This window comes from Pseudomonas sp. UBA6315 (assembly GCF_002438125.1).
GTDB classification, from domain to species: Bacteria; Pseudomonadota; Gammaproteobacteria; order Pseudomonadales; family Pseudomonadaceae; genus Aquipseudomonas; species Aquipseudomonas faucium.
Genome location: NZ_DJTF01000063.1, coordinates 1 through 22,362, shown reverse-complemented (window position 1 = coordinate 22,362; position 22,362 = coordinate 1). Strand labels below are relative to the sequence as shown.

At 64.2% G+C, this 22,362-nt stretch carries 21 protein-coding genes; 11 read left to right on the top strand and 10 right to left on the bottom strand.

All coding sequences use genetic code 11. From position 1 onward, the window contains the following. Nucleotides 1–8: 8 nt before the first annotated feature. Entirely contained in the window at nt 9–1,718 is a 1,710-nt protein-coding gene (recJ, locus tag B3E94_RS07870) for a single-stranded-DNA-specific exonuclease RecJ (RefSeq protein WP_286912990.1), read from the top strand. 156 nt (nt 1,719–1,874) lie between these two features. On the opposite strand, the gene B3E94_RS07865 is transcribed toward recJ, so the two are convergent. Genes B3E94_RS07865 through B3E94_RS07855 form a run of 3 tightly spaced genes read right to left on the bottom strand, consistent with a single transcriptional unit; the run spans nt 1,875 to nt 3,921 of the window. Further along, the gene (locus B3E94_RS07865; RefSeq protein ID WP_286912989.1) at nt 1,875–2,405 is read right to left on the bottom strand and encodes a hypothetical protein; all 531 of its coding nucleotides are present in this window, start codon (nt 2,403–2,405) and stop codon (nt 1,875–1,877) included. Nucleotides 2,406–2,465: 60 nt separating this feature from the next. Then, nucleotides 2,466–3,335: a hypothetical protein gene (locus tag B3E94_RS07860; protein ID WP_286912987.1), complete on the bottom strand. Its 870-nt coding sequence runs from the start codon at nt 3,333–3,335 to the stop codon at nt 2,466–2,468. Next, nucleotides 3,328–3,921, bottom strand: coding sequence for a 2OG-Fe(II) oxygenase (locus tag B3E94_RS07855; RefSeq protein ID WP_286912985.1), 594 nt, complete (start codon nt 3,919–3,921; stop codon nt 3,328–3,330). The genes B3E94_RS07860 and B3E94_RS07855 overlap by 8 nt, the downstream gene beginning before the upstream one ends. 371 nt (nt 3,922–4,292) lie before the next feature. Between B3E94_RS07855 and B3E94_RS07850 the strand changes: the two genes are divergently transcribed. Next, nucleotides 4,293–5,399, top strand: coding sequence for an NADH:flavin oxidoreductase/NADH oxidase (locus B3E94_RS07850; RefSeq protein ID WP_176513635.1), 1,107 nt, complete (start codon nt 4,293–4,295; stop codon nt 5,397–5,399). 9 nt (nt 5,400–5,408) lie between these two features. Here B3E94_RS07850 and B3E94_RS07845 read toward each other — a convergent pair whose 3' ends face one another. The 7 genes from B3E94_RS07845 to ydcS form a co-directional block, all read right to left on the bottom strand. Next, complete coding sequence (locus tag B3E94_RS07845; protein WP_286912984.1) at nt 5,409–5,741, bottom strand: type II toxin-antitoxin system HicB family antitoxin; 333 nt, start codon at nt 5,739–5,741, stop codon at nt 5,409–5,411. Next, nucleotides 5,738–5,992, bottom strand: coding sequence for a type II toxin-antitoxin system HicA family toxin (locus B3E94_RS07840; RefSeq protein WP_286912982.1), 255 nt, complete (start codon nt 5,990–5,992; stop codon nt 5,738–5,740). The genes B3E94_RS07845 and B3E94_RS07840 overlap by 4 nt, the downstream gene beginning before the upstream one ends. Before the next feature lie 178 nt (nt 5,993–6,170). Next, a complete protein-coding gene (locus tag B3E94_RS07835) occupies nt 6,171–7,595 on the bottom strand; it encodes a gamma-aminobutyraldehyde dehydrogenase (protein ID WP_286912981.1) in 1,425 nt (474 codons plus the stop codon). Nucleotides 7,596–7,611: 16 nt separating this feature from the next. After that, nucleotides 7,612–8,418 carry an ABC transporter permease gene (locus B3E94_RS07830; RefSeq protein ID WP_286912980.1) on the bottom strand — a complete coding sequence of 269 codons (807 nt, stop codon included), beginning with the start codon at nt 8,416–8,418 and terminating at the stop codon, nt 7,612–7,614. Continuing rightward, nucleotides 8,408–9,340, bottom strand: a complete 933-nt coding sequence (locus B3E94_RS07825) for an ABC transporter permease (RefSeq protein ID WP_176513625.1) — start codon at nt 9,338–9,340, stop codon at nt 8,408–8,410. The genes B3E94_RS07830 and B3E94_RS07825 overlap by 11 nt, the downstream gene beginning before the upstream one ends. Nucleotide 9,341: 1 nt before the next feature. Further along, nucleotides 9,342–10,382 carry an ABC transporter ATP-binding protein gene (locus B3E94_RS07820; protein ID WP_176513623.1) on the bottom strand — a complete coding sequence of 347 codons (1,041 nt, stop codon included), beginning with the start codon at nt 10,380–10,382 and terminating at the stop codon, nt 9,342–9,344. Nucleotides 10,383–10,473: 91 nt separating this feature from the next. Further along, the gene (gene ydcS / locus B3E94_RS07815) at nt 10,474–11,625 is read right to left on the bottom strand and encodes a putative ABC transporter substrate-binding protein YdcS (RefSeq protein ID WP_286912979.1); all 1,152 of its coding nucleotides are present in this window, start codon (nt 11,623–11,625) and stop codon (nt 10,474–10,476) included. A 214-nt stretch (nt 11,626–11,839) separates the two neighbouring features. On the opposite strand from ydcS, the gene B3E94_RS07810 reads away from it, so the two are divergent. The 9 genes from B3E94_RS07810 to prfB all read left to right on the top strand — a co-directional run bounded on the left by B3E94_RS07810 (nt 11,840) and on the right by prfB (nt 22,281). Then, a complete protein-coding gene (locus B3E94_RS07810; protein ID WP_236237324.1) occupies nt 11,840–12,526 on the top strand; it encodes a tellurite resistance TerB family protein in 687 nt (228 codons plus the stop codon). Between the two features lie 127 nt (nt 12,527–12,653). Continuing rightward, nucleotides 12,654–14,276: a methyl-accepting chemotaxis protein gene (locus B3E94_RS07805; protein ID WP_176513617.1), complete on the top strand. Its 1,623-nt coding sequence runs from the start codon at nt 12,654–12,656 to the stop codon at nt 14,274–14,276. A 5-nt stretch (nt 14,277–14,281) separates the two neighbouring features. Further along, a complete protein-coding gene (locus B3E94_RS07800) occupies nt 14,282–14,794 on the top strand; it encodes a chemotaxis protein CheW (RefSeq protein ID WP_286912978.1) in 513 nt (170 codons plus the stop codon). Further along, nucleotides 14,791–16,047 carry a CheR family methyltransferase gene (locus tag B3E94_RS07795; protein WP_286912976.1) on the top strand — a complete coding sequence of 419 codons (1,257 nt, stop codon included), beginning with the start codon at nt 14,791–14,793 and terminating at the stop codon, nt 16,045–16,047. Before B3E94_RS07800 ends, B3E94_RS07795 begins: the two co-directional genes overlap by 4 nt. Then, the gene (locus tag B3E94_RS07790) at nt 16,044–16,712 is read left to right on the top strand and encodes a chemotaxis protein CheW (RefSeq protein ID WP_286912975.1); all 669 of its coding nucleotides are present in this window, start codon (nt 16,044–16,046) and stop codon (nt 16,710–16,712) included. The genes B3E94_RS07795 and B3E94_RS07790 overlap by 4 nt, the downstream gene beginning before the upstream one ends. Continuing rightward, entirely contained in the window at nt 16,709–18,997 is a 2,289-nt protein-coding gene (locus B3E94_RS07785; RefSeq protein WP_286912974.1) for a hybrid sensor histidine kinase/response regulator, read from the top strand. Before B3E94_RS07790 ends, B3E94_RS07785 begins: the two co-directional genes overlap by 4 nt. Next, complete coding sequence (locus B3E94_RS07780; RefSeq protein ID WP_176513606.1) at nt 18,994–20,007, top strand: chemotaxis response regulator protein-glutamate methylesterase; 1,014 nt, start codon at nt 18,994–18,996, stop codon at nt 20,005–20,007. Before B3E94_RS07785 ends, B3E94_RS07780 begins: the two co-directional genes overlap by 4 nt. 51 nt (nt 20,008–20,058) lie before the next feature. Beyond that, a complete protein-coding gene (wspR, locus tag B3E94_RS07775) occupies nt 20,059–21,063 on the top strand; it encodes a Wsp signal transduction system regulator diguanylate cyclase WspR (RefSeq protein WP_286912973.1) in 1,005 nt (334 codons plus the stop codon). A gap of 122 nt (nt 21,064–21,185) precedes the next feature. Beyond that, nucleotides 21,186–22,281, top strand: a protein-coding gene (gene prfB / locus B3E94_RS07770; protein ID WP_236237318.1) for a peptide chain release factor 2 whose coding sequence is annotated in 2 segments (ribosomal slippage) — nt 21,186–21,257 and nt 21,259–22,281 — 1,095 coding nt in all. Because the reading frame shifts where the segments join, the coding sequence is not laid out codon by codon here. Nucleotides 22,282–22,362 lie beyond the last annotated feature (81 nt).

Below are 22,362 nucleotides of genomic sequence, written 5' to 3'. Positions count from 1 at the left end.
GACCCCTCATGCGTATCGAACCTCGCCCATTGCCGACGACCCTGCCATTTCTGGGTAACCTGCCGCCTTTACTGACCCGCCTCTACGCCGCACGCGGCGTGCAGTGCGAAGCCGAACTGGACAAAAGCCTGGCGCGCCTGTTGCCGTACCAGCAGCTCAAAGGCATCGAGGCTGCCGTGGACCTGCTGGTCGAAGCCCTCGAGCAGCGCCAGCGCATCCTCATCGTCGGCGACTTCGATGCCGATGGCGCCACGGCCAGTACCGTTGGCGTGCTGGGCCTGCGCCTGCTGGGCGCGGCCCATGTCGACTACCTGGTGCCCAACCGCTTCGAGTACGGCTACGGCCTGACCCCGGAAATCGTCGAGGTGGCGTTGCAGCGCCAGCCGCAACTGCTGATTACCGTGGACAACGGCATCTCCAGCGTCGAGGGCGTCGCGGCGGCCAAGGCGGCCGGGCTCAAGGTGCTGGTCACCGACCACCACCTGCCGGGCGAGCAACTGCCCGCGGCCGATGCCATCGTCAACCCGAACCAGCCGGGCTGCACCTTCCCCAGCAAATCGCTGGCGGGCGTGGGCGTGATCTTCTACGTGCTCATGGCCCTGCGCGCGCGCTTGCGCAGCCTGGGGCGCTACGAGGCGCAGCCCCAGCCCAACATCGGCGAGCTGCTGGACCTGGTTGCCCTGGGCAGCGTGGCCGACGTGGTGCCGCTGGATGCCAACAACCGCATCCTGGTGCACCAGGGCCTCGAACGCATACGTGCCGGCCGTGCGCGGCCGGGCCTGAAGGCGATTCTCGAGGTGGCGCGCCGCGATCATCGGCGCATCACCTCCACCGACCTCGGCTTCATCCTCGGCCCACGGCTGAACGCCGCCGGGCGCCTGGACGACATGAGCCTGGGCATCGAATGCCTGCTGTGCGAGGACGCAGCGCTGGCCCAGGACATGGCCCAGCAGCTGGATGACCTGAACCAGGACCGCAAGTCGATCGAGCAGGGCATGCAGCGCGAGGCCCTGGCCCAGCTCAAGGACCTGCCGGTCGAGTCCATGCCTTATGGCCTATGCCTGTTCGATGCCGACTGGCACCAGGGCGTGATCGGCATTCTTGCCTCGCGCCTGAAGGAGCGTTACCACCGCCCGACCATCGCCTTCGCCGATGCTGGCGATGGCATGCTCAAGGGCTCGGCCCGTTCGGTGCCGGGGTTCCACATTCGTGATGCGCTGGATGCCGTGGCAGCGCGCCATCCGCAGTTGATCAGCAAGTTCGGCGGCCATGCCATGGCTGCCGGCTTGTCCTTGCCCGAAGGCAACTTCCCCGCGTTCGCCGAGGCGTTCGACGAAGAAGTGCGCCGCCAGCTGCGCGAAGAAGACCTGACCGGACGCCTGCTGTCGGACGGCAGCCTGGCCGTGGAGGAATTCCACCTCGACCTGGCCAAGGCCCTGCGCCACGCCGGCCCCTGGGGCCAGCACTTCCCCGAGCCGCTGTTCCATGGCGTGTTCCAGCTGGTGGAGCAACGCGTGGTCGGCGAACGGCACCTGAAGGTGGTGCTCAAGAGCGAATGCGGGTCGGTGCGCCTGGATGGCATCGCCTTTGGCATCGACCGCGAGGTATGGCCGAACCCGACCGTGCGTTGGGTGGAGTTGGCGTACAAGCTGGATGTGAACGAGTTTCGGGGCAATGAAAGCGTGCAGTTGATGATTGCCCACATGGAGCCGCGCTGATTTTTGCGGGCTTGTGGAAATAGAGCGCCGCTTGAGCGGCGCTCAGTCTGATAGACGCTGCAAGCCTACTGACGAACTCTTGGTCGCTCTGCGGTTCACTGCAGCCCAAACACCCATCCGCCGTTGGCCACTGGCGTAGCGAAGCGGGAAATGTGGCTATGTTTCTATCGTGCGCTGTAGCTTCTTATTGCGCAGGCTCTGCCAGTGAATCACTGCAGCCCCTGAAAATGAGAGTAGGCTGAGCGTACAGACGAACATCATTCCTGTTGCAGCTTTCCGATCACTCGTTTCGTTGACACGTTGTCTGAGCGAGGGGTCGGATAATATTTCATCCTCCGTCGATAATGTCCTTACGATAGGGCCTGAAAGGGTATCTTCGACTTCTACGAATAGAGGTGTTGCTTTACTGATATTGGCGTTGTCGTAGCGGGATCTGTCCACGTATATCCATGCTTTAAGCTTTTGGCCGTTGGGCGCATTGTAGCGAACACCTATCCCGTATATGGATTTGTCGTACTCCCAAATTTCGGGTTTTGAACTCAATAACGCAGGCATGCGAACCCATGGAGCGGTAACTGGGTTAATTTTCTCTCCAAAGCCATAGAGAAAAATGGGTAGTAAACAGAGCAATGCGCATCCGTTCAAAACCAGGCACTTCACACGGTCCTGCGCAGGTAGGCTGCGCATCAGTTTGATCCAAGCTCCCCACGTTAGCATCGGCGCCTCTTTCCTAAAAGTGATGAGGGGTCAGTGATATTTATCTTGGTCTGCTGCAGCGCAACACGCATATTTATCTTGGCCTGCGCCAAAGCCAACGGTAACTGACGGCATCGGCCCCACGGGCGTCTGCCCATTTAAACTTTCAATCCCTATAGTCAGAGTTGCATCTCCTGGGTGCTCGGGAGCAGATGTTGTATCGGTTAGGTTAGTTCCGCCAATGGGAATAGGTGGAATACCTGGGTTGGATTTAAGCTCCTCAAGCATACGGGTATCTAGCTTGATGTCGTGAGTAGTTGGGTTCCATGTGATTACCGTAATCAATCCGCCAAAATGAGAGGCTATCGAAGCTGGGTCTGTTACTGTTAGGTTTGGCGCTATGAGCGGGGTAGAAGGTTCCTGTGCAATGTCATGAGTTTTCAATAAATTTATTATGGAGTCTGTGGCGGTTGTATGGATTTTCTCGGCGAGGTCTGAATTGTATGCCCCTATTAAACTTGCCCCCAGTGATACCGCGGTGAAAAAGCCGGCGGTCACAGGTCCTCCTAGTAGTATTGCAAAACCCGCGACGACGCCGGCAACGTTACCCACAAGACTGACAACGTCACCATGGTTTAGCTTTTGATCACTTCGGTATTCGGCAACAATTTTTAAGAAAGTAACCGTCGCTGCGAGGGAGTTGGTGGCAATGTTGATGAACGGTACGGCCCCGGCCGTCATCTGGTTTACAGAAAGTACAGAGGCGATTGCGGTACTGGTTTGAGCGCTTTGTACAACTAGTGCAAATCCCTCTTTGTCGGTATTAAACTGGTCATGTACGGCTGATGCTGCCCCAGCCTGGAATCCAGGTTTACCCACGCGGTCTACCATGGCGACAAATATTTCGACACGATTAGACATGTGGCTTGCTCCTGATTGTTTTAAATGCAAGTGTCACTCGTAAACGATCACATTCAATTCCTGGCGATTTTGCCCTGTGTGGGATTTCGCCGTTGAACACAACAATGCGTTTAGGCTTGGGAAGCACCGCAGCGATAATGTCGTTCTTCACGTCATTGCAAAACATAAGTTCGCCTCCCCAGGTCGTAGCCCAAAAGTCGTTACAGAAAATCACTGCGGTTTGGCCGGGTTCGCTGGGTAGATTGTCTCGATGTATCGGGCTGTCCTGCCCTGTCGTCTGTCCGTTTGCGTAGACGCCAATTAGTTTCGAGTTTGTAATGTGCGTTACTTTCAAGCGTTGCCAAATTTTAAGCAGAAATCCCCAGCGTTTATCGTTTGCCAACTCCGCTTCGCAGCATTCGAACGATTCGCGGCGGCTTCCTGCAATGAAGAAATGCCAGCAGGGACGTGAGAAGGGTGTCGAGTTCACCGGCCAGTCATATCTCCATAAAGCATCAGAAAATGCCTTGGTGAGCAGAAGTTGTTCGTGGTCGGTAATGGCGTTATCGAGCGTGCTTATATCTTGTGTGGAGAAAATTTTGCTCATTGTCATGATCGTCGAGTCGATGGATGTTTTCCTTGATTTACGCGGATTTTTCGCAAATCGAGGGCGACAACGACGATAGTTTTTTTGTTTTTTAGCGGCGATAGGACGGAGGTGTTACTTATTGAAAAGAGCTTCCTGCGGAGTCGTAGGATTATTGGAATTACTTTGTAGGCTCTTTCTAGATAGCCAAGCCTGCTGGCGTCAGATCGCGGTGAAGGGTGGTATCACCCAGGGCGTCGGAGCAGTCAGCAATCCCAGGGAACCTTCCCCCCCACCAATCTGGTCTAGTCTGATTAATGACCGATACCGGACCAGCGTCGTGCATGAGTGTCCGGGCCGGATCACCATTGGAGTCCTTGGGAGGTGCCCTCATGAGCCTGCTGCTCGAGCCTTACACCCTGCGTCAGCTAACGCTGCCCAACCGCATCGCGGTTTCGCCAATGTGCCAGTATTCCGCCGTCGATGGCCTGGCCAACGACTGGCATCTCGTTCACCTGGGCAGCCGCGCCGTGGGTGGCGCCGGGCTGGTCATCACCGAAGCGGTGGCGGTCACTGCCGATGGGCGGATCACCGCCGAAGACCTTGGCCTGTGGGACGACGCGCAAATCGCGCCACTGCAGCGCATCACCCGTTTCATCACTGCCCAGGGCGCCGTGCCGGGCATTCAACTGGCCCACGCCGGGCGCAAGGCCAGCACCCATCGCCCATGGCTGGGCAAGCAGGGCAGCGTGAAGATCGAAGACGGCGGCTGGCAGCCAGTGGGCCCGTCGAAGATTGCTTTCGACCCACAGCACACCCCACCGCGCGAGCTGACCCAGGATGAAATCCAGGGCGTGATCGCGGCCTTCGTCGCCGCGACCGAACGGGCGCTGGAGGCCGGTTTCAAGGTGGTCGAGATCCATGCCGCCCACGGCTACCTGCTGCACCAGTTCCTCTCGCCCCTGAGCAACCAGCGCCGCGACGAATATGGCAGCAGCTTCGAAAACCGCATCCGCCTGACCCTTCAGGTTACCGAAGCGGTGCGCAAGGCCTGGCCCCAGGAGTTGCCGCTGTTCGTCCGGGTGTCGGCGACCGATTGGGTGGAAGATGGCTGGAACCCGGATGAGACCGTCGAGCTGGCCCGGCGCCTGCGCGTGCTCGGTGTCGACCTGATCGATGTGTCCTCGGGCGGTACCTCGGTCAACGCCGAAATCCCCACCGGCCCCGGCTACCAGACCCGCTTCGCCGAGCGCGTGCGCAAGGAGTCGGAAATTGCCACCGGCACGGTAGGCATGATCACCGAACCGGCCCAGGCCGAGCACATCCTGCGCACCGGTCAGGCCGACGTCATCTTCCTGGCCCGTGAGCTACTGCGCGACCCGTACTGGCCCCTGCATGCCGATGATGACTTGGGCGGCAACAAGGCGACCTGGCCTGCGCAATATCAGCGCGCTACAAGCCGGGCTAACCCGATTCACGAGTCCGATTTGCGCGATTGAACGCAAGGCTCAGTTGTAGGCAGCCTGGCTGAGGATGTCGCTCACCCATTGATTGATGCTCTTGTGCGCCAGCTCGGCCTTGGTTGCCACGCTGGCGTGCAGAGCAGGTTCCAGGCGCAGGCTCAATTTCCCGGAGTAAGCCTTTTGCGGCTGTTTGCCTAGCCGCTCGCAGGTTTCGATGTAGTCGTCCACCGCCTCCTGAAACGCTTGGCGTAGTTCGCTTATCGACTCTGCATGAAAGCCGATGACGTCACGTATCCCGGCCACGTGGCCGATCAGCAGCTGGTCTTCATCGCTGTATTCGATTCGTGCGGCATAGCCGCGGTAAGTCATTACATTCATGGTGTCACTCCTGCCTGCTCAAGGAACTGGCGGGCGCCGTGCAATTGATAAGGCTTGGCATGCTTGTCTGGATGTGGCCGGTGAAACGTGGCGATCACGCCATTGAGTTCAAAGCGCACGCGCGACCCCCTCCCTTCAATGACCTTGGCTCCGATCGAAATCAGCAGCGATTCCACGCGCACCCATTCCAGGGCCTTGGGCACCGGTTTTTTGAAGATGGCCAGAAGGGTCGATCTTTGATGACTGTTCATGGTATCAGAATATGATACCGGGTCATCAGTTGGCTGTAGGACGCTCGGCTGAGCTTTGAATGAAAGGTCGCAAAATCAAGAAGCCGAATTGCCCACAGGTACCAAGCAGCATCAAGGCTTGCAGAGTACCTGTGGGAGCCGGCTTGCCGGCGATAGCGTCAGTGATGCCTCGCCAGGTTCAATGCTTGATCATCACATGCCGCACACAGGTGTAATCCTCCAGCCCATACATCGACATGTCCTTGCCATACCCCGAATGCTTCTGCCCGCCGTGGGGCATCTCGCTGACCAGCATGAAGTGGGTGTTGACCCAGGTGCAGCCATACTGCAACCGCGCCGCCAGGCGATGGGCGCGGCCGGTGTCGCGGGTCCACACCGATGAGGCCAGGCCGTATTCGGAGTCGTTGGCCCACTCCAGCGCCTGGGCTTCATCGGTGAAGCGGGTCACCGACACCACCGGGCCGAACACTTCGTTGCGCACGATCTCATCGTCCTGCAAGGCATCGGCCAGTACCGTGGGTGCGAAGAAAAAACCATCCCCAGGCAGTGCCTTGCCGCCGGTGACCAGGCGAATGTGCGGCTGGGCGATGGCGCGGTTCACCAGGCCCGCCACCTTGTCACGGTGCTGGGCGCTGATCAGCGGCCCCAGCTCGGTGTCCTCGGCGTCCTGCACGCCGGCCTTGAGGCTCGCAACCGCCAGGCCCAGGCGCTCGACAAAACGCTCGTAGATGCCGCTTTGCACATACAGGCGGCAGGCCGCCGTGCAGTCCTGGCCTGCGTTGTAGAAGCCGAAGGTGCGAATACCCTCGATGGCGGCATCGATGTCGGCATCGTCGAACACCAGCACCGGCGCCTTGCCGCCCAGCTCCATGTGCATGCGCTTCACGCTCTCGGCCGTGGCGCCGATGATGTGCGCGCCGGTGGGGATCGAGCCGGTCAGCGACACCATGCGCACCTTGGGGTGGGTGACCAGCGGGTTGCCGACCGTTTGCCCACGGCCGAAAAGAATATTGAGCACGCCGGCAGGCAGCAGGTCCTTGGCCAGCTCGCCCACGCGCAGGGCGGTCAGCGGGGTCAGCTCGGACGGCTTGATGACCACGGTATTGCCGGCGGCCAGGGCCGGGGCGATCTTCCACGCCAGCATCATCAGCGGGTAGTTCCACGGCGCGATCGAGGCCACCACGCCCAGTGGGTCGCGGCGGATCATCGAGGTGTGCCCCGGCAGGTACTCGCCGGCCGCCGAGCCGCCCAGGCAGCGGGCGGCGCCGGCAAAGTAGCGGAACACATCGACGATGGCCGGTATCTCGTCGTTCAGCGCGGCGGCGAAGGGCTTGCCGCAGTTCTGCGACTCCAGCCTGGCCAGCTCGTCGCCATGCGCCTCGATGGCGTCGGCCAGCGCCAGCAGGGCCAGCGAGCGTTCCTTGGGGCTGGTCTGCGACCAGCTGTCGAAGGCCAGGTCGGCGGCGCGCACGGCGGTATCGACCTGGGCTTCGCTGGCCTCGTTGATCTGCACCAGGGCGCTGCCCTCGGCCGGGTTGAGCACGGTCCAGGCCGGGCCTTCGCCAGCGACCAGGCGGCCATTGATCAGCATATCGGTTTGCATGGGGGCTCCTTTGAGGTCATTTGCCGCTGCCCGCGACGCCTTCACCGCCGCGGGTCAGGTAGTAGGCGCCGAGGATCGGCAGCATGGTCACCAGCATCACCAGCATGGCGACCACGTTGGTCACCGGCACGTCGCGCGGGCGGCTGAGCTGGTTGAGCAACCAGATCGGCAGCGTGCGCTCGTGGCCGGCGGTGAACGTGGTGACGATGATTTCGTCGAACGACAGGGCAAAGGCCAGCATGCCGCCGGCCAGCAGCGCCGAACCGAGGTTGGGCAGGATGATGTAGCGAAAGGTCTGCCAGCCATCGGCGCCCAGGTCCATCGAGGCTTCGATCAGGCTTTGCGAGGTGCGCCGCAGCCGCGCGATCACGTTGTTGTAGACGATCACCACGCAGAAGGTGGCGTGGCCGACGACGATGGTGAAAATCCCAGGCTCGATGCCCAGGCTCTTGAACGCCGACAGCAAGGCGATGCCGGTGATGATGCCGGGCAGGGCGATCGGCAGGATCAGCATCAGCGAAATGCCCTCCTTGCCGAAGAAGCTGCGCCGGTACAGCGCCGCCGACGCCAGGGTGCCGAGCACCAGGGCGATCAGCGTGGCCAGGCAGGCCACCTGCAGCGACAGCTTGATGGCCTCGAGCACGTCCGCGCGGGCGAAGGCCACGGCGAACCATTTCAGGGTAAAGCCCTGGGGCGGGAAGCTGAAGGCGGCGTCTTCGGTGTTGAAGGCGTACAGCACGATGATCAGGATCGGGAAGTGCAAGAACAGCAAGCCGCCCCACGCCGCCAGGCGCAGGCCGATGGTGGCTTTTTCAGAGTGCATCGAAGGCTCCCAGGCGCTTGACGATGGACAGGTACAGCGCAATCAGCACGATCGGCACCAGGGTGAACGCAGCGGCCATCGGCATGTTGCCGATCGCCCCTTGCTGGGCGTAGACCATGCTGCCGATGAAGTAGCCGGGCGGGCCGATCAGCTGCGGCACGATGAAGTCGCCCAGGGTCAGCGAGAAGGTGAAGATCGAGCCGGCGGCAATGCCTGGGATCGACAGCGGCAGGATCACCTGCCAGAACGTCTGCGCAGGCCTTGCGCCGAGGTCTGCCGAGGCTTGCAGCAGCGACGGCGGCAGGCGCTCGAGCGAGGCCTGGATCGGCAGGATCATGAACGGCAGCCAGATGTACACGAACACCATGAAGCGCCCCAGGTGCGAGGTCGACAGCGTGCTGCCGCCCACCCCGGGCACGGCCAGCACGGCTTGCAGCAGCGCATCCAGGTGCAGTTGCTGGACGAACCACTGGGCCACGCCGCCCTTGGCCAGCAGCAGGGTCCAGGCATAGGTCTTGACGATGTAGCTGGCCCACATCGGCAGCATCACCGCGATGTAGAAAAACGCCTTGGTCTTGCCGCTGGTGTAGCGCGCCATGTAGTAGGCGATGGGGAAGGCCAGCACCGCGCTGGCCAGCGACACTGCCACGGCCATGCTCAAGGTGCGCAGGATGATGTCGAAGTTCGAGGGGTTGAACAGGGCGGCGAAATTGCCCAGGGTCAGGGTCGGCGTCACCGCCATGGTGAAGTCGTCGAAGGTGTAGAAGCCCTGCCACATCAGGTTGAGCAACGACCCCAGGTAGATCGCGCCGAACCAGGTCAAAGGCGCAATCAGCAGCAGTGACAGGTACAGGTTGGGGCGCCGGTACAAAAGGTTGGCAAAGCGCCGCAGCGGGCTTGCAGAGGGTTGCGCCAGGCTCATGTCAGCGGCCCTCGGCCAGCACGGTTTCCTGCAGCGCCGTCATCGCCTCGCGCGGCCAGCGCACCTGCACCCGCTGGCCGGCCTGCCAGGGTTGCGGCTGGTCTTGCCAGCGGTCGTTGGCGTGGCTCACCGCCAGCAATTGGCCGTTGTCCAGCTGCACTTCGTAGCGCGTGGCGCTGCCCTGGTACTGGATGTCGCGCAGCAGGCCGCTGAGCTGCACGTGCGGCCCGTCGCCGGGCAGGTCGCCCAGGCGGATATGTTCGGGGCGAATGGAGAACGGCGCGCGCGCCCCGCTGAGCTGCTCGGCCAGGTCGCCGCGGACCACGTTGGAGGTGCCGACGAATTCGGCGACGAAGGTGGTGGCCGGCTTCATGTAGAGCTGGCGCGGGGTGTCGACCTGCTCGATGCGCCCGCGGTTGAACACCGCCACGCGGTCGGACATCGACAGCGCCTCGGTCTGGTCGTGGGTGACGAAGATGAAGGTGATGCCCAACTGGCGCTGCAGCTTCTTCAGCTCGCCCTGCATCTGTTCGCGCAGTTTCAGGTCGAGCGCGCCCAGCGGCTCGTCGAGCAACAACACCCGTGGCCGGTTGACCAGGGCGCGGGCCAGGGCCACACGCTGGCGCTGCCCACCGGAAAGCTGCGCCGGCTTGCGCTCGCCGTAGCCGGCCAGGGCGACCATGGCCAGGGCCTCTTCGGCCCGGGCATGGCGTTCGGCCTTGGCCACGCCCTTGACCTTCAGGCCATAGGCAATGTTGTCGCGCACGTTCATGTGCGGGAACAGTGCGTAGTCCTGGAACACCGTGTTGACGTCCCGCTGGTAGGGCGGCACGCCAGCGGCTTCGCTGCCATGGATGCGGATCGAGCCGCTGTCGGGTTGTTCGAAGCCGGCGATCAGGCGCAGGCAGGTGGTCTTGCCCGAGCCTGAAGGGCCGAGCATGGAAAAGAATTCGCCGTCTTCGATGTCGATGCTGACCTGGTCGACAGCCTTGACCTCGCCGAAGGTGCGGCAAACCTGGGTGAACTGGACGGCTAGGGGCATGGGCACTACTCGGCTGTTGTGTTGGGTTGCCTGGCCCCATCGCCGGCACTTGTGGGAGCCGGCGATGGGGCCAGTACAGGCGCAATCGACCTCAGCGCCCGCCCATGATCGCGATGTAGTCCTGGGTCCAGCGGCTATAGGGCACGAACTTGCCGCCCTGGGCCTGTGGCGTCTTCCAGAAGGCAATCTTGTCGAAGTTGTCGAAACCGTTGGTCTTGCACCCTTCGGCCCCCAGCAGTTCGCTGCTGGTGCACGCCGCCGGCACCGCCGGCAACGAGCCGAACCAGGCCGCCACATCGCCCTGCACCTTCGGTTGCAGCGACCAGTCCATCCACTTGTAGGCGCAGTTGGGGTGCTTGGCCTCGCTGTGCAGCATGGTGGTATCGGCCCAGCCAGTGGCGCCTTCCTTCGGAATGGTCGAGGCCACGGGCTGGTTTTCGGCCTTCAGGCCATTGACCATGTAGCCCCACGAACTGGACGCGACCACCCCCTCGTTCTTCACATCGCTCATCTGCACCGTGGCGTCGTGCCAGTAACGATGGATCAGCGGCTGCTGCTGGCGCAGCAGTTCGAGCACGGCCTTGTACTGGGCCTCGTTGAGCTCGTAGGGGTCCTGGATGCCCAGCTCCGGCTTGGCCGATTTCAGGTACAGCGCCGCGTCGGCGATGTAGATCGGCCCGTCGTAGGCCTGCACCCGGCCCTTGTTCGGCTTGCCGTCGGGCAGCTCTTGTGGCTGGAACACCACACCCCAGCTGGTCGGCGCCTGCTTGAAGGTGTTGGTGTTGTACAGCAGCACGTTGGGGCCCCACTGGTACGGCGTGCCGTAGACCTGCTTGTCGACCACGTACCAGCCGCCGTTCTGCAGGCGTGGGTCGATGTTCTTCCAGTTGGGGATCAGCGCGGTGTTGATCGGCTGCACCTTCTTGCCGACGATCAGCCGCAGCGAGGCATCGCCGGAGGCGGTGACCAGGTCGTAGCCGCCCTTGTTCATCAGGCTGACCATTTCGTCGGAGGTGGCAGCGGTCTTGACGTTGACCTTGCAACCGGTGTCTTTCTCGAAGCCGCTGACCCAGTCATAGGCCTTGTCGCTCTCGCCGCGCTCGATGTAGCCGGGCCAGGCGACGATATCCAGCTGGCCTTCGGTGGCGCCCAGGGCCTTGGGCAGCTCGGCAGCCTGCAGGCCGGCGCTGGCCAGCAGCGCGCCGGTCACGGCGCCGAGCAATGCGGTCTTGTGCACTGACATGGTGTTCCCTCTTGTTCTTGGAAATCGGGGCAGTCATCACGCAAGCGGTGAAGCATTGGCTATAAGCGTAGTGCGCTTGCGCAGTACGTTGGCGATATCGAGTCTAGTTGGCTTTTTGCCAGCTAAAGCAACATCTGGAAGCAAATCCGGGCGTGGCCGGGCACCTGGCAGGGCTTACTCTGGCCGTTACTTTCTGAAACGTGGAGACACGCGCATGAACACCCGGGGCTTGCTCGATCAATTGCTCAAATCCGGCCAGCAACTGCTGAACAAGCAGTCGTCCGCCGGCAAACCTTCGCCAGGCGCGGGCGGGCTCGGCAGTCTGTTGTCCGGGGCTGGCGGCGGTGCATTGGCCGCCGGGGCCATGGGCCTGCTGCTGGGGAGCAAGAAGGGGCGCAAGGTGGGCGGCAAGGTGCTGACCTACGGCGGCCTGGCGGCGCTTGGTGTGCTTGCCTACAAGGCCTACGGCAACTGGCAGGCGCGCCAGGGCGCAGGGCAGGGCGCTGCGCCGCAGACCCTCGACCGGCTGCCGCCGGCCCAGGCCGAAATCCACAGCCAGGCGGTGCTGCGCGCCCTGGTGGCGGCGGCCAAGTCCGATGGCCATATCGATGAGCGCGAACGGCAACTGATCGAAGGCGAGTTCACCCGCCTGGACAACGACGGCGAGCTGCAGCAGTGGCTGCACACCGAGCTCAACAAGCCCCTGGACCCGGCCGAAGTCGCCCGCGCGGCGCAAACCCCGGAGATGGCGGCAGAGATGTACCTGGCCAGCGTGATGATGGTCGACCAGGAAAACTTCATGGAGCGCGCCTACCTCGACGAACTGGCCCGCCAGCTGCGCCTGGACCCTGCCTTGCGCCAGGAACTGGAGAACCAGGTGCGCCTCGCCTCGGCGCAATAAGTGGCAATTGGCCTGTCCACTGGGCAAGGATGCCTGAATACCCCGCACTTCAGCCGCAAAACCGTAGGAAGCCTAGGCTATACTTCGACGATTTTTCCCGCTCGTTGTGAATTCCTGAGGGCTGAATGTGAAGAACTGGACCTTGCGCCAACGGATCCTGGCAAGTTTCGCCGTGATCATCGCCATCATGCTGCTGATGATCGTGGCCGCCTACTCGCGGCTGGTGGCGATCGAAAGTGCCGAGGAGGCGGTGGGTACCGACAGCATTCCCGGGGTCTACTACAGCTCGATGATCCGCAGCGCCTGGGTCGACAGCTACGTCACCAGCCAGCAGCTGGTGGGGTTGTCCAACCACCGCGAAATCACCCCGGCCGACATGGAGCTGTTCAAGAGCTTCGAAGAGCGCCTCAAGCAGCACATGGCCAGCTACCAGGCCACCATCCAGGACCGCGGCGACCAGGCCAGGTTCGATGACTTCGTGAAGATGGAAGAAACCTACGTCAAGATCGTTGGCGAGGTGCTCGATGCCTATCGCCAGCACAACTACGGCGAAGCCCAGCGGCTGATCAGCGACGTGCTGACCCCGGCCTGGGTCGATGGGCGCAAGCACCTCAACACGGTCATCGAGCACAACCGCGAATCGGCTGATGCCGCCACCCAGGAAATCGTCAGCGCCGTGAGCACCGCCAAGGGCAGCATGATGGTTTCGCTGTTGCTGGCGATCATTGCCGCCGGTATCTGCGGCCTGTTGCTGATGCGCGCCATCACCGCGCCGGTGCAGCGCGTGGTGCATGCCCTCGACAAGCTGCGCTCGGGCGATTTGAGCATGCGCCTGAGCCTGGACCGCAAGGATGAATTCGGCGCCATCGAAAGTGGCTTCAACGAAATGGCCGAGGCGCTGGCCAACCTGGTGTCCCAGGCCCAGCGCTCGTCGGTGCAGGTGACCACCTCGGTCACCGAGATTGCTGCCACCTCCAAGCAGCAGCAGGCCACCGCCACCGAAACCGCAGCCACCACCACCGAGATCGGCGCCACCTCCCGGGAAATCGCCGCCACCTCGCGCGACCTGGTGCGCACCATGACCGAAGTGACCAGCGCCGCCGACCAGGCCTCGAGCCTGGCAGGCTCCGGCCAGCAAGGCCTGGCGCGCATGGAAGAGACCATGCACCAGGTCATGGGGGCTGCCGACCTGGTCAACGCCAAACTGTCGATCCTCAACGAAAAGGCCAGCAACATCACCCAGATGGTGGTGACCATCGTCAAGGTCGCCGACCAGACCAACCTGCTGTCGCTCAACGCCGCCATCGAAGCGGAAAAGGCCGGCGAATACGGCCGCGGTTTTGCCGTGGTCGCCACCGAGGTGCGGCGCCTGGCCGACCAGACGGCCGTGGCCACCTACGACATCGAGCAGATGGTGCGGGAAATCCAGTCGGCGGTATCGGCCGGGGTCATGGGCATGGACAAGTTCTCCGAAGAAGTGCGCCGCGGCATGTTCGAGGTGCAGCAGGTGGGTGAGCAACTGAGCCAGATCATCCACCAGGTGCAGGCGCTGGCGCCGCGGGTGCTGATGGTCAACGAGGGCATGCAGGCCCAGGCCACCGGTGCCGAGCAGATCAACCAGGCGCTGGCCCAGCTCAGCGACGCCAGTACCCAGACCGTGGAATCGCTGCGCCAGGCCAGCTTTGCCATCGATGAGCTGAGCCAGGTGGCCGCCGGCCTGCGTGGCGGCGTGTCGCGTTTCAAAGTCTGACCCAGATGACCGACCTGCATCCGCATTCGGCAGCGGCGGCCCGCGCCAAGGGCACGCTGTACCTGCAGTTTCGACTCGACCAGCAGCGCTTCGCCCTGGATGTGCGCGAAGTGATCGAGGTGCTGCCGCGCCGGCCGCTCAAGCCGATCGCCCAGGCCCCGGCCTGGGTCGCCGGCATCCTCGCCCACCGCGGCGTGCTGGTGCCGGTGATCGACCTGTGCGCCCTGAGCTTTGCCCGGCCCGCCGCCGAGCGCACCAGCACGCGCCTGGTGCTGGTGCACTACCGCAAGGTGCATCAACTGGGGCTGATCCTGGAACAGGCCACCGACACCCTGCGCTGCCCGCCAGACGAGTTCCAGCCCTATGGCCTGGACAACGGCGAGGCGCCTTACCTGGGCCCGGTGCGCCAGGATGCCCAGGGCATGCTGCAGCGCATCGAAGTGGATGACCTGCTCAGCGATGCGGTGCGCGCGTTGCTGTTTGCCGAGCAGCCAGGCCAGCAGCAGGTGGGTTCATGAGCCATCAGCGGTTTTTCCGTTTCTTGCAGGAGCGCATCGGCCTGGATGTCGAGTCGGTGGGCATCCCCATGGTCGAGCGGGCCCTGCGCCAGCGCTGTGTCGCCCTGAATGCCGCCGACCTCGACGATTACTGGCTGCGCCTGCAGCAGTCGGCAGACGAACAACAGGCGCTGATCGAGGCGGTGATCGTTCCGGAAACCTGGTTTTTCCGCTACCCCGAATCGTTCACCGCGCTGGTCGGCCTGGCCCACAAGCGCTTGGCCGAACTGGCCGGCGAGCGGCCGTTGCGCCTGCTCAGCCTGCCCTGTTCCACCGGCGAGGAGCCTTATTCGCTGGCCATGGCCCTGCTGGATTCGGGCATGCAGCCGGCGGCCTTCCAGGTCGATGCAATCGATATCAGCCCCAATTCGGTGGCCAAGGCGAAAAAGGCCGTGTACGGGCGCAACTCCTTCCGTGGCCAGGCGCTGGCATTTCGCGAGCGGCATTTCCACGAAGCCGGCGACAACCATGAGCTGGACGCGCGGGTGCGGCAGCAGGTGAGGTTCGAAGTGGGCAATGTGCTCGACCCGATCCTGGCCGGGCGCAATGGCCAGTACGATTTCGTGTTCTGCCGCAACCTGCTGATCTACTTCGACGTGCCGACCCAGCAGCGGGTCTTCGAGGTGCTCAAGCGCCTGGTGCACGACCAGGGTGTGCTGTTCATCGGGCCTGCCGAGGGCAGCCTGCTGGCGCGCCTGGGCATGCGCCCGTTGGGGATTGCCCAGTCGTTTGCCTACGTGCGCCAACCTGCCGAAACGCCGGTTGCTGCGCCCAAACCCCTGCACAGCGCCCCCGCCAGCGTCGCGCCGAGCGTGCCCAGCCGGCCAGCGCCAGCGCCTGCGCCGCCGCCGCGCAGGCTGATAGCGGCCGCAGCGCCCAAGGCTGAACCACGCGAGAGCGAAAGCGAGCTGCTGGCCAGCATCGCCCTGCTGGCCAATGCCGGTGACAGCGCCCAGGCGCGAGCGAGCTGCCAGCGCTACCTGCGCGAGTTTGCGCCCAAGGCCCAGGTGTACTACTGGCTGGGGCTGCTCAGCGACACCGAAGGCGACGCCGCGCAAGCGCTGAGCCATTACCGCAAGGCCCTTTACCTGGAGCCGCAGCATGCCGAAGCGCTGCTGCACCTGGCCACTTTGCTGGCTGCCCAAGGGGACAGCGCCGGGGCCCGTCGCTTGCAGGAACGCGCCGCGCGCGCCGGTCGGGAGTCTGAACGATGAACGTCGAACACGCCGTGGAGCTGCTCGCCGAAGACGACCAGCACATCGATGACTGCTGGAACCGCATCGGCGTGCATGGCAACAAGCAGTGCCCGCTTTTGGAGCGGCACATCCACTGCCGCAATTGCGATGTCTACGCTGCAGCCGCCACGCGCCTGCTGGACCGCTACGCGCTGGTCCAGGACGAGCAGGTGCACCATGCGCAGGCCAGCGACGCCCATGCCGGGCGCTCGCTGCTGCTGTTCCGCCTGGGCGAGGAATGGCTGGCGCTGGCCACCGCGTGCCTGGCCGAAATCGCCCCGGTGCAGCCGGTGCATTCGTTGCCGCATCAGCGCTCGCGAGTGTTGCAGGGCGTGGCTAACGTGCGCGGCGCACTGGTGCCGTGCCTGTCCCTGGGCGACCTGCTGGGGGTGGAGCAGTTGGCCGAACAGCAGCCGCGCAGTGGCCGGGCCATGCCCCGGCTGCTGATCCTCGCTGCGGCAGGCGGCCCGGTGGTGATGGCGGTGGATGAAATCGATGGCATCCACCGCCTGGACCTCGCGCTGGCCGCTGCCGCCGAGGAAGCGGCGCCGTTCACCGCCGCCGTGCTGCAGTGGCGCGGGCGTAGCGTGCGCGTGCTGGATGAACAACAACTACTGTCTGCCGTGCAGCGGAGCCTGTCATGACCCCTGAGCAAATGCGCGACGCATCGTTGCTCGAACTGTTCAGCCTGGAAGCCGAAGCCCAGACCCAGGTGCTCAGCACCGGGTTGATGGCGCTGGAGCGCAACCCGACCCAGGCCGATCACCTGGAAGCCTGCATGCGCGCCGCCCACTCGCTCAAGGGCGCGGCGCGGATCGTCGGCCTCGATGCCGGGGTCAGCGTGGCCCATGTGATGGAAGACTGCCTGGTGGCCGCCCAGGAAGGCCGGCTGTTGCTGCGTGCCGAGCATATCGATGCGCTGCTGCGCGGTACCGACCTGCTGCTGCATATCGCCACCCCCGATGACCCGCAGGGTGAGGCCGCGGTGCCGGCGTTTCTGGTGCAGATGGCAGGCCTGATCGATCCGTCGGCCACGCCTGCGCCAGTGGCCCAGGCGCCGCGGGTCGATGTGTCGGTGCCACCACCTGCGCCAGCGCCGGCCGAGCCGCCCGTGCTCGAAGCCGAGGTGGACAGCGATGCGCCCGCCCTGCGCAAGGCTGGCAAGCGCAGTGGGGAAGGCGGCGAGCGGGTTCTGCGGGTCACGGCCGACCGCCTCAACAGCTTGCTCGACCTGTCGAGCAAGTCGCTGGTCGAGACCCAGCGCCTGAAGCCCTACCTGGCCACCTTGCAGCGCCTCAAACGCATGCACGGCCAGGGCATGCGCGCCCTCGACGGCCTCAAGGCGCAACTGGAGGACAGTGGCCAGAGCCCGGAAGTGCTCGACGCCCTGGCCCAGACCCAGCGCTTGCTGCAAGAGACCCAGCAGATCCTGCAGCAGCAGGCCGCCGACCTCGACGAATTCGGCTGGCAAGCCAGCCAGCGCGCACAGTTGCTCTACGACACCGCACTGGCCTGCCGGATGCGCCCATTCGCCGATGTGCTCACCGGCCAGAGCCGCATGGTCCGTGACCTGGGGCGCTCGCTGGGGAAGCAGGTGCGCCTGCAGATCGACGGCGAGAAGACCCAGGTCGACCGCGACGTGCTGGAAAAGCTCGACGCGCCGCTGACCCACCTGCTGCGCAATGCCGTCGACCATGGCATCGAACAGCGCGAGCAGCGCTTGCTGGCCGGCAAGCCGGAGGAGGGCGCGATACGCCTGCGCGCCTCCCACCAGGCCGGCCTGCTGATTCTCGAACTGAGCGATGACGGCGCCGGCATCGACCTTGAGCGGTTGCGCCGCAGCATCGTCGAGCGAGGCCTGTCGCCGGCGGCCACGGTGGCGCAGATGAGCGAGGCGGAGCTGCTGACCTTCCTGTTCCTGCCTGGCTTCAGCATGCGCGACAAGGTGACCGAAGTGTCCGGCCGCGGCGTCGGCCTGGATGCGGTGCAGCACATGGTCCGCGAACTGCGTGGCTCGATCGAGCTGACCCAGGTGGCCGGCCAGGGCTGTCGCTTCCACCTGGAAGTGCCGCTGACGTTGTCGGTGGTGCGCAGCCTGGTGGTGGAGGTGGGCGGCGAGGCCTACGCCTTCCCGCTGGCGCACATCGAACGCACCCTGGAGGTCAGCGCCGAGCAGATCGTGCAGATCGAAGGGCGCCAGCACTTCTGGCACGAGGGCCAGCACATCGGCCTGGTGGCGGCCAGCCAGCTGCTCAACCGGCCCAACGGCCACGGCGAGCAAAGCAGCTTGCGCGTGGTGGTGATCCGCGAACGGGAACAGCTCTACGGCGTGGCCGTGGAGCGCCTGGTCGGCGAGCGGGTGCTGGTGGTGATGCCGCTCGACCCGCGCCTGGGCAAGGTCCAGGACATCTCCGCCGGCGCCCTGCTGGACGACGGCTCGGTGGTGTTGATCGTCGACGTCGAAGACCTGCTGCGCTCGGTGGAAAAGTTGCTGAGCACCGGCCGCCTGGAACGTATCGAGCGTGGCGCCCAGGCCGGGCGCGGCGTTGCGCGCAAGCGCATCCTGGTGGTCGACGATTCGCTGACCGTGCGCGAACTGCAGCGCAAGCTGTTGAGCAACCGCGGCTACGAGGTGGCCGTGGCGGTGGATGGCATGGACGGCTGGAACGCCCTGCGGGGCGAGGACTTCGACCTGCTGATCACCGACATCGACATGCCGCGCATGGACGGCATCGAGCTGGTCACCCTGGTGCGCCGCGACCAGCGGCTGCAGTCGTTGCCGGTGATGGTGGTGTCGTACAAGGACCGCGAGGAAGATCGCCGGCGTGGCCTGGATGCCGGCGCCGACTATTATTTGGCCAAGGCCAGCTTCCACGACGATGCGTTGCTGGATGCGGTGGTCGAACTGATCGGAGGTGCTCAAGGATGAAGATCGCCATCGTCAACGACATGCCCATGGCCGTGGAGGCGTTGCGCCGGGCCCTGGCCTTCGAGCCTGCGCACGAAGTGATCTGGGTCGCCGGCAATGGCGCCGAGGCCGTGGGCAAGTGCGCCGAGGCTACCCCCGACCTGATCCTCATGGACCTGATCATGCCGGTGATGGACGGCGTCGAAGCGACCCGGCGGATCATGGCCGAGACGCCGTGCGCCATCGTCATCGTCACCGTCGACCGCAAGCAGAACGTGCACCGGGTGTTCGAAGCCATGGGCCATGGCGCCCTGGATGTGGTCGATACCCCGGCGCTTGGTGCGGGCGATGCGCGCGAGGCGGCGGCGCCGCTGCTGCGCAAGATCCTCAACATCAGCTGGCTGATCGGCCAGCAGCGCCCCAGCGCGACCAAGCCGGTGGCCGCGCCCATACGCGATGCCGCCCAGCGCCGGGGCCTGGTGGCGATAGGCTCCTCGGCCGGTGGGCCGGCGGCCCTCGAGGTGCTGCTCAAGGGCCTGCCCAAGGCGTTTCCGGCGTCCATCGTGCTGGTGCAGCATGTCGACCAGGTGTTCGCCGCCGGCATGGCCGAATGGCTCAGCAGCGCCTGCGGGCTGCCGGTGCGCCTGGCCCGCGAGGGGGAGCCGCCGCAGCCGGGGCAGGTGCTGCTGGCCGGCACCAACCACCATATCCGCCTGCTGCACAATGGCCAGTTGGCCTACACTGCTGAACCGGTCAACGAAATCTACCGGCCCTCGATCGATGTGTTCTTCGAGAGCGTGGCGCGCTACTGGCGCGGCGATGCGGTGGGCGTGCTGCTCACCGGCATGGGCCGCGATGGCGCCCAGGGCCTCAAACTGATGCGCCAGCAGGGCTTCCTGACCATTGCCCAGGACCAGTCCAGCAGCGCAGTCTACGGCATGCCCAAGGCCGCCGCGGCAATCGATGCGGCGGTGGAAATCCGTCCGCTGGAGCGAATTGCCGGGCGCTTGATGGAAATCTTTGCAAAATGACGATATGTATTGAATCACGCCGCCCCGGCTGCAGTGATCAGGTGAAAATGGATGACTGATTTACCGATCGACGGTTTCGCGACTACCAACGAAAACTCGGCGATGGTGCTGCTGGTCGACGATCAGGCTATGATCGGCGAAGCCGTGCGTCGTGGCCTGGCCCATGAAGAGAACATCGACTTCCACTTCTGCGCCGACCCGCACCAGGCGGTGGCCCAGGCCATGCGCATCAAGCCCACGGTGATTCTCCAGGACCTGATCATGCCCGGCCTGGACGGCCTGACCCTGGTGCGCGAATACCGCAACAACCCGGCCACCCAGGACATTCCCATCATCGTCCTGTCGACCAAGGAAGACCCGCTGGTCAAGAGCGCAGCGTTCGCCGCCGGCGCCAACGACTACCTGGTCAAGCTGCCCGACACCATCGAGCTGGTGGCGCGCATTCGCTACCACTCGCGCTCGTACCTGACGCTGTTGCAGCGGGACGAGGCCTACCGCGCCCTGCGCGTCAGCCAGCAGCAGTTGCTCGACACCAACCTGATGCTGCAGCGGCTGATGAACTCCGATGGCCTCACCGGGTTGTCCAACCGCCGCCACTTCGACGAGTACCTGGAGCTGGAATGGCGCCGGGCCATGCGTGAACAGCAGCAGTTGTCGCTGCTGATGATCGATGTGGATTTCTTCAAGGTGTTCAACGACAGCTTCGGCCATCTGGCCGGCGACGAGGCGCTGCGCCAGGTCGCCGAGGCCATCCGTGGCTCGTGCTCGCGGCCCACCGACCTGCCGGCACGCTACGGTGGCGAGGAATTTGCCCTGGTGCTGCCCAACACCTCGCCGGGCGGGGCGCGGCTGGTGGCGGAAAAGCTGCGCCAGACCGTGCATGGCCTGAACATTCCGCACATCGCGCCCGAGGCCAACTCGCGGCTGACCGTGAGCATTGGCCTGGCCACCCAGACGCCAGCGATCGGCAGCCATTGCCGGCAGCTGATCTCGGCGGCGGACAAGGGCCTGTACCTGGCCAAGGACAGCGGCCGCAACCAGGTCGGGATCGCCTGAAGGGCCTCGTCGCCGGCTGGCCGGCGATGAGGCTGTCTCGACTGCCCGGCGGGTCTGCCGCCAAGCCCAAGACTCGGTTATACTCCCCGGCTTTTCACCGAATTCGCGCGAGTAGCCTGCCCATGGAAATCCAACCGATCCTGAACACCATCAAGGACCTTACCGAGCGTTCCCAGTCCATTCGGGGGTATCTTTGACTACGATCACAAGCATGACCGCCTGATCGAAGTCAACCGCGAGCTGGAAGACGCGGCCGTCTGGAACAAGCCCGAGTACGCCCAGGCCCTGGGCCGCGAGCGTGCCATGCTGGCGCAGGTGGTCGAGACCCTGGACAAGATGGCCAATGGCCTGGCCGACTGCAAGGACCTGCTCGACATGGCCGTCGAGGAAGGTGACGAAAGCGCTGTCAGCGATGTCGAGACCGAACTGCAGGCCCTGGAAGAATCCTTGGCCCAGCTCGAGTTCCGTCGCATGTTCAGCGGCGAGATGGACATGAACAACGCCTACCTGGACATCCAGGCCGGCTCCGGCGGTACCGAAGCGCAAGACTGGGCCAACATCCTGCTGCGCATGTACCTGCGCTGGGCCGACAAGCGCGGTTTCGACGCCACCATCATCGAGCTCTCCGAAGGCGAAGTCGCCGGCATCAAGGGCGCCACCGTGCACATCAAGGGCGAGTACGCCTTCGGCTGGCTGCGCACCGAGATCGGCGTGCACCGCCTGGTACGCAAGAGCCCGTTCGACTCCGGTGCCCGTCGCCACACCTCGTTCTCGGCGGTGTTCGTGTCGCCCGAGATCGACGACAAGGTCGAGATCGAGATCAACCCGTCCGACCTGCGCATCGACACCTACCGCTCCTCCGGTGCCGGTGGCCAGCACGTGAACACCACCGACTCGGCGGTTCGTATCACCCACGTGCCGACCAACACCGTGGTGGCCTGCCAGAACGAACGCTCCCAGCACGCCAACAAGGACACCGCCATGAAAATGCTGCGGGCCAAGTTGTACGAACTGGAAATGCAAAAGCGCAACGCCGCCTCCCAGGCGCTGGAAGACAGCAAGTCGGACATCGGCTGGGGCCACCAGATCCGCTCCTATGTGCTGGATGACTCGCGCATCAAGGACCTTCGCACCGGCGTCGAGCGTAGCGACTGCAACAAGGTTCTGGACGGCGACATCGACCAGTACCTGGAAGCGAGCCTCAAGCAGGGGCTGTAAGCCGCACACCACTGCCGCGATGCCTGGCTGCCCGCCGGTGTCGCGTGCCCTGCCCGAATAGGGCAACGAATACCTGATGGA

Excerpts from the sequence above, each read along its gene's own strand:
- B3E94_RS07800 (WP_286912978.1), top strand. The coding sequence starts at position 14,282 with ATGACCGACCTGCATCCGCATTCGGCAGCGGCGGCCCGCGCCAAGGGC.
- B3E94_RS07845 (WP_286912984.1), bottom strand. The coding sequence starts at position 5,741 with ATGAATGTAATGACTTACCGCGGCTATGCCGCACGAATCGAATACAGC.
- B3E94_RS07790 (WP_286912975.1), top strand. The coding sequence starts at position 16,044 with ATGAACGTCGAACACGCCGTGGAGCTGCTCGCCGAAGACGACCAGCAC.
- B3E94_RS07865 (WP_286912989.1), bottom strand. The coding sequence starts at position 2,405 with ATGCGCAGCCTACCTGCGCAGGACCGTGTGAAGTGCCTGGTTTTGAAC.
- B3E94_RS07785 (WP_286912974.1), top strand. The coding sequence starts at position 16,709 with ATGACCCCTGAGCAAATGCGCGACGCATCGTTGCTCGAACTGTTCAGC.
- B3E94_RS07855 (WP_286912985.1), bottom strand. The coding sequence starts at position 3,921 with ATGAGCAAAATTTTCTCCACACAAGATATAAGCACGCTCGATAACGCC.
- B3E94_RS07810 (WP_236237324.1), top strand. The coding sequence starts at position 11,840 with ATGAACACCCGGGGCTTGCTCGATCAATTGCTCAAATCCGGCCAGCAA.
- B3E94_RS07840 (WP_286912982.1), bottom strand. The coding sequence starts at position 5,992 with ATGAACAGTCATCAAAGATCGACCCTTCTGGCCATCTTCAAAAAACCG.
- B3E94_RS07795 (WP_286912976.1), top strand. The coding sequence starts at position 14,791 with ATGAGCCATCAGCGGTTTTTCCGTTTCTTGCAGGAGCGCATCGGCCTG.
- B3E94_RS07780 (WP_176513606.1), top strand. The coding sequence starts at position 18,994 with ATGAAGATCGCCATCGTCAACGACATGCCCATGGCCGTGGAGGCGTTG.
- recJ (WP_286912990.1), top strand. The coding sequence starts at position 9 with ATGCGTATCGAACCTCGCCCATTGCCGACGACCCTGCCATTTCTGGGT.
- B3E94_RS07825 (WP_176513625.1), bottom strand. The coding sequence starts at position 9,340 with ATGAGCCTGGCGCAACCCTCTGCAAGCCCGCTGCGGCGCTTTGCCAAC.
- B3E94_RS07835 (WP_286912981.1), bottom strand. The coding sequence starts at position 7,595 with ATGCAAACCGATATGCTGATCAATGGCCGCCTGGTCGCTGGCGAAGGC.
- wspR (WP_286912973.1), top strand. The coding sequence starts at position 20,059 with ATGACTGATTTACCGATCGACGGTTTCGCGACTACCAACGAAAACTCG.
- B3E94_RS07820 (WP_176513623.1), bottom strand. The coding sequence starts at position 10,382 with ATGCCCCTAGCCGTCCAGTTCACCCAGGTTTGCCGCACCTTCGGCGAG.
- ydcS (WP_286912979.1), bottom strand. The coding sequence starts at position 11,625 with ATGTCAGTGCACAAGACCGCATTGCTCGGCGCCGTGACCGGCGCGCTG.
- B3E94_RS07830 (WP_286912980.1), bottom strand. The coding sequence starts at position 8,418 with ATGCACTCTGAAAAAGCCACCATCGGCCTGCGCCTGGCGGCGTGGGGC.
- B3E94_RS07860 (WP_286912987.1), bottom strand. The coding sequence starts at position 3,335 with ATGTCTAATCGTGTCGAAATATTTGTCGCCATGGTAGACCGCGTGGGT.
- B3E94_RS07850 (WP_176513635.1), top strand. The coding sequence starts at position 4,293 with ATGAGCCTGCTGCTCGAGCCTTACACCCTGCGTCAGCTAACGCTGCCC.